12 protein-coding genes are annotated in these 12,297 nt (G+C 53.7%); 9 read left to right on the plus strand and 3 right to left on the minus strand.

What is annotated here, in order from left to right:
• Positions 1–332: 332 nt before the first annotated feature.
• The 3 genes from LPA02S_RS01010 to LPA02S_RS01020 are packed head-to-tail and all read left to right on the plus strand — an operon-like array spanning position 333 to position 4,770.
• Positions 333–1,601 (plus strand): tetratricopeptide repeat protein, encoded by a 1,269-nt coding sequence (locus LPA02S_RS01010; RefSeq protein WP_054649873.1) that lies wholly within the window; start codon positions 333–335, stop codon positions 1,599–1,601.
• A gap of 52 nt (positions 1,602–1,653) precedes the next feature.
• Positions 1,654–2,838, plus strand: coding sequence for a CCA tRNA nucleotidyltransferase (locus tag LPA02S_RS01015; RefSeq protein ID WP_054649875.1), 1,185 nt, complete (start codon positions 1,654–1,656; stop codon positions 2,836–2,838).
• 30 nt (positions 2,839–2,868) lie between these two features.
• On the plus strand, positions 2,869–4,770 hold the full coding sequence (locus tag LPA02S_RS01020; RefSeq protein ID WP_056956951.1) for an ABC-F family ATP-binding cassette domain-containing protein: 1,902 nt from the start codon (positions 2,869–2,871) through the stop codon (positions 4,768–4,770).
• Between the two features lie 75 nt (positions 4,771–4,845).
• Here the strand turns inward: LPA02S_RS01020 and trhA are convergent, their stop codons facing one another.
• Entirely contained in the window at positions 4,846–5,493 is a 648-nt protein-coding gene (gene trhA / locus LPA02S_RS01025; protein WP_420835968.1) for a PAQR family membrane homeostasis protein TrhA, read from the minus strand.
• 927 nt (positions 5,494–6,420) lie between these two features.
• Between trhA and LPA02S_RS01030 the strand changes: the two genes are divergently transcribed.
• The 6 genes from LPA02S_RS01030 to LPA02S_RS01055 all read left to right on the plus strand — a co-directional run bounded on the left by LPA02S_RS01030 (position 6,421) and on the right by LPA02S_RS01055 (position 11,212).
• Complete coding sequence (locus LPA02S_RS01030; protein WP_056956950.1) at positions 6,421–7,263, plus strand: DegV family protein; 843 nt, start codon at positions 6,421–6,423, stop codon at positions 7,261–7,263.
• Positions 7,264–7,457: 194 nt separating this feature from the next.
• Complete coding sequence (locus LPA02S_RS01035) at positions 7,458–8,282, plus strand: SGNH/GDSL hydrolase family protein (RefSeq protein WP_054649881.1); 825 nt, start codon at positions 7,458–7,460, stop codon at positions 8,280–8,282.
• On the plus strand, positions 8,282–8,959 hold the full coding sequence (locus LPA02S_RS01040; protein WP_054649883.1) for a YpmS family protein: 678 nt from the start codon (positions 8,282–8,284) through the stop codon (positions 8,957–8,959). Before LPA02S_RS01035 ends, LPA02S_RS01040 begins: the two co-directional genes overlap by 1 nt.
• A 10-nt stretch (positions 8,960–8,969) precedes the next feature.
• The gene (msrA, locus tag LPA02S_RS01045) at positions 8,970–9,488 is read left to right on the plus strand and encodes a peptide-methionine (S)-S-oxide reductase MsrA (RefSeq protein WP_056956949.1); all 519 of its coding nucleotides are present in this window, start codon (positions 8,970–8,972) and stop codon (positions 9,486–9,488) included.
• 2 nt (positions 9,489–9,490) lie between these two features.
• Positions 9,491–9,712: a YozE family protein gene (locus LPA02S_RS01050; RefSeq protein WP_054649885.1), complete on the plus strand. Its 222-nt coding sequence runs from the start codon at positions 9,491–9,493 to the stop codon at positions 9,710–9,712.
• A 15-nt stretch (positions 9,713–9,727) separates the two neighbouring features.
• On the plus strand, positions 9,728–11,212 hold the full coding sequence (locus LPA02S_RS01055; RefSeq protein ID WP_225354969.1) for a S41 family peptidase: 1,485 nt from the start codon (positions 9,728–9,730) through the stop codon (positions 11,210–11,212).
• 183 nt (positions 11,213–11,395) lie between these two features.
• Here the strand turns inward: LPA02S_RS01055 and LPA02S_RS01060 are convergent, their stop codons facing one another.
• Positions 11,396–11,761 (minus strand): rhodanese-like domain-containing protein, encoded by a 366-nt coding sequence (locus LPA02S_RS01060; RefSeq protein WP_054649887.1) that lies wholly within the window; start codon positions 11,759–11,761, stop codon positions 11,396–11,398.
• Between the two features lie 2 nt (positions 11,762–11,763).
• Positions 11,764–12,291 carry a MarR family winged helix-turn-helix transcriptional regulator gene (locus LPA02S_RS01065; protein ID WP_156470969.1) on the minus strand — a complete coding sequence of 176 codons (528 nt, stop codon included), beginning with the start codon at positions 12,289–12,291 and terminating at the stop codon, positions 11,764–11,766.
• Positions 12,292–12,297 lie beyond the last annotated feature (6 nt).

Below are 12,297 nucleotides of genomic sequence, written 5' to 3' on the forward strand. Positions count from 1 at the left end.
CGCAGCTCATTTCAATATTGGGCACTAGCGCGAGAGCGTTGTAGCGTTTAACGCTTGAGGAGGCCGTGAGCGGTTTTGGCCTTTTGGTTAGAGTTACTTGTGCGGCGTCTTCTGGCCTGCGCAGCTCATTTCAATATTGGGTACTAGCGCGAGAGCGTTGTAGCGTTTAACGCTTGAGGACGCCGTGAAGCGGAATTGGCCTCTTTGGGTAGAGTTACTTATGCGGCGTCTTCTGGCCTGCGCAGCTCATTTCAATATTGGACAGCAACGCCCATCTCCAGCACAAAGTCATTAATTTCAAAAGATACTTCCGTGAATGAGGGGGAAACAACATGAGTAGTTATTCAGCCCAAATGCTTGATGCCATCGAGGGTGGTCAACTGGAACGCGCACACGAACTATTGCAGTTGGCGCAGACCAATGATGATGATGAAACTCAATTTAATTTGGCCGAGGAACTGTACGGAATTGGGTTCACACCGGAGGCCAAGCAACTGTACGAGTCGTTGTTAGGCAAATATCCCGATGAGGGTGATGTGTTGACCGCCCTCGCTGATATTGCGGTGACCGATGGTGACAGCGATGCGGCTTTGGAGTACCTATCCCGGATTCACCCGGACAATCCGGCATACGTCCAAGCGTTACTAGCAGTTGCGGATTTGTACCAAACGCAGGGCCTATATGAGGTGAGCGCACAAAAGCTACGTGAGGCGGCCCAGTTGGCCCCAGACGAGCCGGTCATCACCTTTGCCCAGGGTGAGCTAAACCGTGCTTGGGGGCACACGCAGGACGCTGCTGCGGCCTACCTGCGGCTTCTGGATCAGGGTGAGGACATTGTCGCCGGGGTGAACGTCCGCGGCCGTTACGGTGAGGCTTTGGGCAACCTCGGGCGTTACGAAGATGCGGTCGCCGTATTTGACGACGTGGGGGTTGACGCGTTAACTTTGGATGAGACCTTTCAACTGGGTGTCATGGACATTGAGCTGAAGGAATATAAAGACGCGACTGACGCCCTTCAGCGAGTGGTTGAACAGGACGAGACCTACACGAGTGCCTACCTGCCGCTTGCCCAGGCGCAGCAAGCCATGGGGGACACCACGGGCGCATTACAAACCGTGCAGGCGGGAATTGCCCAGGACGACACGAACGCCGACCTGTTCGCTTTGGGTGGCACGTTGGCATTAGATCTAGACGATGCGGAAACGGGCGAGCGGTACTTCCAAAGTGCGCTGGCCATTGACCCTAATAATCAGGCACACCGGCTCGACTGGAGTAACTTCTTGCTCCATGAGGGGCGTGACCAGGAGAACGTTGATTTCTTGGGCGCACTGGATGAAGATGGCAATAGTGATCCACAGTTGTACTGGAACCTCGCCCGTTCCCAGGAGCAGTTGGAGGAGTACGACGCGGCACGGGCCAACTACCTGCTGGCGTTCGGTACCTTTCAAGACCGCCCGAGCTTTTTGCGCGACATTGCACAGTTTTTCCGCACGACTGCGGCCGCGGCGGAAGAACGCGCGGCGTTGCAACGCTTGGTACAGTTGGAGCCCGATGATGTGGACGCACAGGAACGGTTGGATGATCTGAATGCGGGTGCGTAGCGCGGCAGTTACCGTCAAAACAATATAAGCAATCACGGAGGCAGTTATTGGCATGCAAGTAGACTTAAGTAACCCACAATTTCAAGCGGCGGTACCCATTTTGCGCCGCATCGAGGATGCAGGCTTCGAAGCCTATTTTGTTGGTGGCTGTGTCCGGGACGCCCTCCTTGGGTTGCCCATCCACGACGTTGATATTGCCACTTCTGCGTATCCAGCCGAGGTGAAGGGCATTTTTCGGCGTACCGTGGACACCGGCATTCAGCACGGGACGGTGACGGTGCTTGATCATGGTGCTGGTTACGAGGTGACGACGTTTCGCACTGAGTCCGGGTACCAAGACTTCCGTCGCCCAGACAGCGTGCAGTTCGTGCGCTCCCTCAAAGAGGACCAGTTGCGGCGTGACTTTACGGTGAATGCCCTCGCTGCGCGGCATGACGGAACGGTTATTGATAACTTTGACGGCCTAACTGACCTGCACAATCACGTTTTACGTGCTGTGGGGCGTCCCGATGACCGCTTTGGCGAGGATGCCCTCCGCATGATGCGGGCGGTCCGTTTTCAAAGTCAGTTGGGGTTCGCTTTGGAACCTGCGACCGCGCAGGGCATCAGTGATAACGCCCCGCTACTACAACACATTGCCGTCGAGCGCATTGCGTCCGAGTTTACCCGATTACTGCTAGGCATTGATCGGCGTGCAGGTTTACAAACGCTAATTGATACCGACCTGTACCGCTACTGCCCGCAGCTGGCGGATGCGCGGGCTGCTTTGAACCACCTAGCAGCGTTACCCGATACCCAGCTGCAGGATCCTGCCGTTGCGTGGACTTTAATGGTGGTGCTGGTTGGCGCACCCGTCAACCGGTTTCTCCGGGCGTGGAAGCAGTCGAACGACCTCATTGCGACGGTTAGCGCTGCTGCGGCAATCTGGCCGCTACTAGGGGACACCATCCCCGACCATTGGGCGCTCTATACCGCGGGACGGACGGGGCTCCGTATCGCGCTTGAGGCGTACGTCCACGTGCACCCGGACTTTAACAGCACACCGGTTCAGGCCGCGTACGATGCGTTAGCCATCCATGACAAAGGTGAGTTGGCACTGACTGGCAGTGATTTAATCCAGGCGGGCATGCAACCGGGCCGGGCGATGGGGCAGGCTCTGCGTCGGGCTGAGGAAGCCGTGGTGGCAGGCAGCGTACCGAACACCAAGAATGCGTTGCTGGCGTACGTGCGTGTCTAGTTTTTGAGATAGCGAGAGGGGAACTTTTTAGTGCAAACATTAACCGCTACGGGCGTCAACAAGGCGTACGGGGATAAACAACTACTACAATACGTTAACTTTCTGATTAACGAGGGAAACCGGATTGGGTTGATTGGGGTTAACGGGACCGGCAAGACGACGTTACTTGAGGGACTCGCGGGGACCGCGCCGTTTGACGACGGGTCCGTGGAGGCGCCCAAAAACTACCGGATTGCTTACTTAGCGCAGCAGCCCTCTTTGCCGCAGGCCGATACAATCATGGATGCTGTATACGGCGGGGATGCCCCCGTTTTTGCAGCCATCCGGGAGTACGAGGCTGCGTTGGCTGCGTACGGTGATGCACCCATGAGCGACGCTGTGCAGGAGCGGTATACCAAAGCAATGGCGCGTATGGACCAGACGAATGGTTGGGACGCGGAGACCGAGATCAAAACCATTTTGACCCAGCTACACCTCGATGACCTGACCCAGAAAATAGGCACGCTGTCCGGTGGGCAAGCTAAGCGTGTGGGGTTAGCGCAGGTTTTAATTGAGCAACCGGACTTGTTGATGCTGGACGAACCCACGAACCACCTAGATTTTGATTCAGTAGCCTGGTTGGAAAAGTATTTGGCTGCGTACAAAGGTGCGTTGCTAGTCGTGACCCATGATCGGTATTTCCTCGACCGGGTTGCCAACCAAATTTGGGAGTTGGACCGTGGGCAGCTACAGGCCTTCAACGGTAATTATCAGGACTACGTCGCGCAGAAAGCCGAGCAAAATGAGCGCGAGGACGCGATGGCGCACAAACAGGCACAGTTGTATAAGCACGAATTAGCCTGGATGCGCGAGGGGGCGCACGCGCGGTCGACCAAGCAAAATGCGCGCGTTAACCGGTTTAAGGCGATGAGTAACGGTCAACAGGAACGTCCAACCGCCACGGTCGACATCGACATCGGTACCCAGCGTTTAGGCAAGAAGGTCATCGAGATGTCTGGCGCGAACTTGCGGTTAGGCGACCACGTGATTTTGTCCGACTTTGATTGGTTGGTTCAGCCGGGTAAGCGGATTGGTATCACTGGTGTGAACGGTGCGGGCAAGTCATCACTACTGAACGTAATTACCGGTTTGGTACCGCTCGATAGTGGCACGCTAGCCATTGGTGAGACCGTTAAGTTTGGTTATTACCAGCAACAGATGCCCCCAATGGACGGCGATGAGCGTGTCATTAGCTACCTGCAGTCAATCGGCGAGGGGGTCACGAACAGTCAGGGTGAGCACCAGAGCGTTACCCAGCTACTGGATGCGTTCCTGTTTCCACGCGCCATGCATGGTACGCGCATTGACCGCTTGTCGGGTGGTGAGCGGCGTCGTCTATACCTGCTGCAGATTTTGATGCAACAGCCGAACGTCTTGTTGCTCGATGAGCCGACTAACGACCTCGATATTGCTACGTTAACCGTGCTGGAGGACTACCTGGATAGCTTTCCGGGCACCGTCATCACGGTATCCCACGACCGCTACTTTTTGGACAAAGTGGCGGATCAGCTACTCGTCTTTGCTGGCGGGGGGCAGATTGAACGGGCCGTTGGTCGCTTTACTGATTACTTGGCGCAGCAGGCGCAAGCGCCCACCATTGCTGACGATCAACCGTTGGCTAAGCCGAGATCAACAGCATCGCCGACAGAAGCGGCCACGCCGAAGAAGAAGGTTAAATTAACCTATGCCGAGCAAAAGGAATACGAGGGTCTAATGCCGCAAATTGACGCCCTGGATCAGCAAATTAGTGACCTGGAAGCGGCCATGGCGGCCACTGATGGGTACGATTACCAGACTTTGGGTGGTCAACAGCAGCAGCTCGATGAGCTCAATGCCCAACAAGAGAAGCTGATGGAGCGCTACTTGGCACTCGACGAATACGTTGCGGATTAACCCTTTGGCAGGGAGCATAAAAAAAAGAGGTCTAGACACATTTTGTGTCTAGGCTTCTTTTTTACAGATAAATTGTTAAACGAATAGGTAAATCGAAATGAACATTAGCGCCGACCCCAGCATCACGAACATGTGCCATACCACGTGAATGTAGGGGATGTTTCGCTGGGTGTAAATCAACGCGCCCACCGTGTAGGCAACGCCGCCACCAACCAGTAGCCAGAAGCCCACCACACCCAGGTGTTGCCACAATGGTGCCATCGCTACCAGGCAGAGCCAGCCCAGCAGGATGTATATGGCAACTTCTAGCTTCCGGAACTGTTTTGCCGCGCAACAGTCGAGAAGGATGCCCGCAGCACACAGCACCCAGATGGTGATTAGCAGGCCAATACCGAGCTTACCGCCAATGGCAACGAGGCAGTACGGTAAGTATGAACCCGCAATCAGTACGTAGATGCTGGAGTGATCGAGCGCTTGAAAAACTTTGCGCGCACGGGTGAAGTATAGCGCGTGAAAGAGCGTTGACGACGTGTACAGCACGATTAGGGACAGGCCAAAGCCCGCAAAGGATAGGATGCGCAAAATGTTGCCCGTCGGAATAGTTTTGACTAGTAACAGAACGAGTGCGGTAATGGCTAATGCAATGCCAATGCCATGAGTGATGGCGCTCCACACCTCGTTACGGACTAAGTAGCGGTGGGTTTTTAAACGGTTGTTTGTCATTTGCATTTATGTTCCCCCAAGGTCATCTGGTATCGATAACTACATACTAGTCCGTTGCGTCTTCAAAGTCAACCACACCTGGTATTGAAAACTATTAAATGCTAGTTAGTCGCAGTACGTCCCAATATGGTATTCAGTTGGTGGGATATGGTAGTGATTGCCGGCAGCGTCGGCCGAACCGGTAAGCTACGGCTTACGTGGGGTACTTCATGGTAATCCACTGCTAGGGCGACGGCTCCAACCCGCCAAGTGCGGGCGCGTTTCCGCCGCGATTCAGAGCCTGTCCGAAAGCCCACCGGCCAGTCTCTGAACTCGTCGCGCTGTAATGGCTAAAGCCAATGGAACTCTCGGACTGGCTGCGCCATTCCTGCGAGAAGCACGCAGTAAGCGCTAAAGCGGAAACTGCGTGCGTTCCCTGGCAGTGGTTACCACTCCGACCCCACACGCCTCCTTTCGCCGGTCCGACCGACGCTGCCTCACGCTACTGTAGCACGTGCATCTCATGACACGATGCCCTCGCCCCAAAGGCCACCCGTAGCTTCCCGCTAGTTCGTGCACTCTAATCCCAGCATTTTTGATTAAAGGCTAAAACTTTACCAAACTGAACTGGGAATGGCGTAGACGTTACTAGTCACACGAGTAAGCACACAGTTTCGTTTGGCATTGAATTTCCATTAAGGATTTAGGGTGTTAGCTGACCCGTAAACTTGATGGTAACCATCTACCGTTGGTCGCGGGGGCCAGCCGCTCAAGCGGAGCCGCCGCGTCAGTAGGACCAGCCACCAGGAGGAATACGGGGCAGTATCGATTGGCATTTAAGTTACACCTAGTTTCGGAAACCATTAAATCTATGCTAGATTTCAGAGCACGGTTCCGGTATACTAGCAGGGTACAAAATAAGTTGAGACCAGAAAGTGTGGCGTACAGATGACCAATATTAAGATTGTGGCCGACTCCTCAGTACAAATGACTCCAGAGGAAGTCGCTCAGTATCAGGTAACCATAATTCCGTTGACCGTTATGATTGATGGAACTGTTTATACTGATGGTGAAACCATTACGCGTGATGAGTTTGTCAATAAAATGTTTAGCGCCAAGGATTTACCGCAGACGAGTCAGCCGGCGATTGGGTCCTTCGTGGAACAGTATAACCAGCTCACGGCGGACGGTAGCCAGGTCATTTCTATTCACTTGGCAGAAAGCCTCAGCGGTACCGTTAACGCTGCCCGTCAGGCTGCCGAGATGGCCGACGGTGACGTCACCGTGATTGATTCCGGATTAACTGACCGCGCGATGGCCTTCCAGGTGATTGAGGCGGCCAAGTTGGCGGCACAGGGGGCTGATGTTGACACCATCGTCGCCCGGGCGAAGACCGTTGAGGACCACACCACTTTGCGTATGGGGGTAGTTGACCTGACCAACCTGGTTAAGGGCGGCCGGTTGTCCAAGGCAGCGGGGATGATTACCTCCGTGCTTAACATTAAAATTGCGCTCTCCATGGAGAATGGTAAGCTTGGCATCTTGAAAAAGGGACGGGGAATGAAGACCATCAAGCGGTTTATCGATGACGTTGTCCAAACGATGAGTCAGAAGCCGGGTATTCACTCGGTGGGTGTATCCTACGTTGATGAAACTTCCGGTGCGGATGCCATTGCGGATCAGATTCGTGCGGCGGTCCCTGGTGTGGACGTACTGGTTCGGCGGACGGGCCCAATCGTGGCTACCCACGCTGGCAAGGGCGCCTTTGCCATCATGTATTATGAAGACTAATTAACTAACGAGCATGGCGGGCCGTTCCTTATGGGGAGCGGCCCTTTACGTTACCCAGAGTGCGCCTTGAAGGATGACAAAATGTTTAAGCCGCGCCGGACTGGCTGAGTCGAACGGGCTTTTGTGGTACCATAAATTAATAGCTATTAATAGGCGGAATAACAGAATTTTCAAGAACGAGGGATGAAGCTATTATGACGAAACGTGTGATACGGCTAGTCACTGTGCTGGTGGTGGCCGTGCTCGCTGGTGTCGGGTTAACCAACATCTTTGTGCATAGTGCGCGACCGTTAGCGACTGGTGGGGACACCTCCACTACCGGTACTGTGAATGTGGTCGCAGTAGGTGACTCACTGACCCATGGTGTTGGCGATACGACCGGCCAGGGGGGCTACGTGCCGCTTATTGCGGAGGATATCCGGGTAGAGACCGGTGCCACCGTTAATACCAGTAATTATGGGGTGACGGGTGATACCTCCCTCCAGATTCTCAAGCGTGTGCGGACCAATACAAACATGCAGTCTGACCTGAAGCAGGCAAATGCCATTACGTTGACGGTTGGTGGTAACGACCTCATGCACATCCTGCAGAATAATTTGAATAAGATTAACCTCAAAAAAGTTGATCAGGGGATCGATACGTTTCAAACACATATCCAGACTTTGATTGCGCAGATTCGCAAGTACAACGGGAATGCACCCATTTATTTGTTTAGTATCTATAATCCGTTCTACGTATACTTCCCGAACTTAACCAAGATGCAAACTAGCGTGAAGGAATGGAATGCGGCCACGGAGAAGACCGTGGGGCAATTGCACCGGGTGCACTTTGTGGATGTGAACAAGACCTTGTCATACGGTACGGCGGCCGACCAACGTTCGATGAAGGCGGGTAAGAGTAGTGTGACCAACCACCTGATTTACACCAAGGATCATTTCCACCCCAACAACGCGGGTTACGTCAAAATGACGGCCAAACTATGGTCGTCGATGTCAGCAACGGAGGATGAATGGCAATAATGGCAAATAATACGGAGCAACCACAAAAGCAAAGCCGCGTTAATCGCGTGCAGAAGCAGTCGACACCACAGTCCCCCAAGTCGCCACAAACCCATCGTGGGATTAACTGGTGGTTCTGGGCCTTCATCGTGTTGCTGGGCCTGGTGATTGGTACCAGCTGTACGGTGGTGTACAAAGCCTCTCGTCCGGTGGAGACGACCACGCAGGTGAAGCCGGTTAAATCGGCCGGTGACGTAATGCACGTTAGCATGACCAAAACTGAGGTTAACCGTTTGATTGCGACCTACCTAAGCCATCAGCTCAAGGCTGGGGACATCAAGTACACGTTCTCGGTGGGGAACCACGCGGTGTTGAAGGGCAAGTTTAAGTTCTTGGGTACCAACGTCAACTTTGGCATGGTGCTGGATCCTTACGTTCAGACCAACGGGAACGTGCTGCTCAAAGTGGCGCAAATTAACGTGGGTCAATTGGGAGTACCGGTAAGCTACGTGATGAGTTACATCGCGAATAATTATAAGCTCCCGGATATGGTGCAAGTGAATACCAAGCGCCAGATGATTGTGCTAAGATTAAACAAAATAAAACTGAGTAACGGCCTCCGCATACGTGCGGACCGCATTGACCTGGCGCACGATGAAATCGACGCGACGGGTTACACCGTGAAGGCGGCTCAGTAAACTGGAGGTTGTGCGTATGGCAACAGCAATTTTTGCGGGCGGATGTTTCTGGTGCATGGTCCAGCCCTTTGAAGAACAACCAGGTATCCAGAACGTGGTGTCCGGTTACACGGGCGGACACGTACCGAATCCAACCTACGAACAAGTGAAGAGCCACACCACGGGGCACACTGAGGCCGTTGAGATTACCTTCGACCCGGATGTTATTAGTTATGCCGACCTAGTGGAAATTTATTGGCAGCAAACTGACCCAACCGACGCGATGGGGCAGTTCCAGGACCGTGGCGGAAACTACCGTCCGGTCATCTACGTCAACTCGCCTGAACAGCGGGCGGCGGCAGAAAAGTCGAAGGCTGCATTGGCTGCTTCCGGTAGGTTTAGCGACCCGATTGTGACCACAATTGAGGACGCCCAGCCGTTCTACCCCGCTGAGCCCGAACACCAAGAATTTTACGCAAAAAATCCGCGCCGGTATGCGGCAGAACACGCACAGCGCCAAGAATTTACCGACGCGCACTGGAAGGAGTAGCAATGACCGAACCATTCTACCGGTTTCTGATGACTTTGCGGAACCCCAACGATCATGGGGAGCTGGCCACCTTTGCCCAAAATGCATTCTTGGACCAGTCATTTCCACAACAGGAAACCGATTTTGATGAATTAAGTAATTATCTTGAATTGAACGGCAATTATCTGCCCAGCATGGACGTGTTTGATGCGGCTTATAAGCTGTACGAAGAACGGCGCTCCTAGGGCCCGGAGGCAAACGTGAGTAACGAAGACGAAACTAAGAACCAGCAGGAACAGGCACCACAATCGGACAAGCCCACCCGTAAGTCAATCCCCGTATGGGCGGCTACGGTAGGTATGGCCGTTACGATCGTACTGGGAGGCGGCATCGGGTACGGTGCGTTCGCCATACATAACGCCCAGCAGGCAACGACCACGACGGCGGTTCCGGCGGAGATGAACAAAGTCGTCAAAGCGTACGCCACCATTTCGCAAAACTACTACCAATCGACCAGCAGTCAGAAGTTGATTAACGGTGCCATTAGCGGCATGGTCAACTCACTAAAGGATCCATACTCGGTTTACCTACAGAACCAGGATGCCACCAGTCTGAATACGGAAATCTCCGGCTCGTTTGGGGGTATCGGCGCCACGATGGAACAACGCAGCAGCGGCGTCTTCGTCGAATCTGTGAACGCGGACAGTGCGGCCAAGAAGGCGGGCGTCCAGGCCGGCGACCAGATTGTGAGTGTTGACGGGAAATCGGTCACCAAGCAAAGTCTGAACAAGATTGTGGCGAAAGTGCGGGGCAAGATCGGCACCAAGGTGACGGTGGGCGTCAAGCGCGGCGGGCACACGATGACGTTCACAATGAAACGTGCCAAGGTCACGGTAGCCAGCATCACTGGCAAGTTGGATAGCACCAACAAGCAGGTGGGCATTATTACCTTCACCACCTTTACCGATAATTCGGGTAAGGAGATGAAGAAGGTTGTGAAGAAACTTCGCCAGGAAGGTGCGAAGAAGTTTGTGCTCGACTTGCGTGGTAACCCGGGTGGGGTGCTCGATCAGGCTCTGGCCATTGACTCGATGTTCCTGAAGAACGGACAGACCATCCTCAAGGTGAAGTCGCGGACTGGTGCCGCCGAAGTTTACAAGGCCGGCAAGAAGTACGACGATGGCTTCAAGATTACCGAACCAACAGTTGTCCTGATTGACGGTGACTCGGCATCCGCAGCCGAAATTACCGCGGCGGCTTTGAACGAGCAGGCCAATGTTCCTTTGCTGGGCCAGAAGAGCTTTGGTAAGGGCACCGTGCAGACTGTCGCCGACATGGGTGGCGGTAATGAACTTAAGCTGACCATCGCCAAGTGGCTGACGCCTAACGGCACGTGGATTAACCACAAGGGCATCCAGCCAACCGAGAAGGTGGACAATCCGAGCTACGCCAACATTCCGGCCATTACCGTGACCAGCATGAAGGAGGGAGACGCCAACAAGAGCGTGAAGTCACTCCAGCGGGCGCTGAACGCTTTGGGGTACGATGCCGGTACCGCCAACGGTTATTACAGTAGCACCGTCACGGCGGCCGTGAAGGCTTTCCAGAGCAAAGCGGGACTGACTGCCACTGGGGAGGCTAACGAAGACACCATTGGTGAATTGGTCACCAAAGTGAGTGCCAAGATCAGCGACAACGACACCGTGATGAAGGCGGCGTTGACGAAGGTCGAAGGTATGCAGTAATTTGGCTTTACAGCTGAGTAAGCACGAAAAACTCGATTTGCGGCAGTCAGCCGCGAATCGAGTTTTTTCGTATCCAAACCATCTATAAAAACACCCCACGTCAGTCCTGCCTTCAGGATTAGCGTGGGGCGTGACCAGTCAATAGCGGTTCGCCATTGATTGGGGGACACTTAGGACTTTAATTTACGCGATTGACTCAACTGGTAGGTGCATACCCTTCCAGCCATCTAGTGCGCAGGAGAGCTCGAATGCTTTGAAACCATTGGTCAGTAACACCAGCAAAGCGGCCTTACCCAATGTAGTACCCGCGGTCCAGTCGTAAACGACGTAAGTCTTCTCGTGGTACAATTCGTCAATGTGATCAGCCAGGTCCTTAGCGGGTATGGCGACGGAGCCCTTGATTTGGTCCTGCTTAATTTGGGCAGGGGCATTACGAACATCCAGCACCACGATGTTAGAGTTGGGCTTTTGCATTTCTGGTAGCACTTCGCTGTGGTTGATGTACAGGCTCAGGTAAGTTTGTAAAAAGTTGATTTTCTCAGTATTCATGTTTAAAACTCCATTTCTTTTTTGAGGGCAACTGTGCCCTGGTTGATTTTTGACAGTAACTGGTCCAGTGTGGTTAATTCTGCCGCCGTTAATTGACCAAATAATGTTTGAATGGCGGCAAAATTACGGGGCAAGTAATCCAGCAGGGTTGCCTGGCCCAAAGTGGTGAGGTGAATCAATGTAGCGCGCTTGTCCTCAGTGGACGGGTGTTTTTCTACCCAGTGCATTTCGGTCAGCCCCTTGATCATCTTAGTAACGGTGACGCGGGTAGAACCTAACTTTGCGGCAATTGCTGATGGTAAGAGCTGTTGGTGCGGCGCTTGGGAGAGAAACATCAGTATAATAAAGCGCGATTCTGACAGATTATTGACGGCCAGGACATGGTCATATTCGCGCTGCATTCGCCGGTACGCCCATTGAAAATCTAGGAATTTTAGCACGACGGTCGGATCGATGTTTGACTGTGCCGCGCTAGTGCTCATTGCGATGCGCGCGGCATCAGGACGGTCGTTAAAGCTATATTTGTCCATATTCAG

Origin of the sequence: Lacticaseibacillus pantheris DSM 15945 = JCM 12539 = NBRC 106106, assembly GCF_001591865.1 — a bacterium.
GTDB classification, from domain to species: Bacteria; Bacillota; Bacilli; order Lactobacillales; family Lactobacillaceae; genus Lacticaseibacillus; species Lacticaseibacillus pantheris.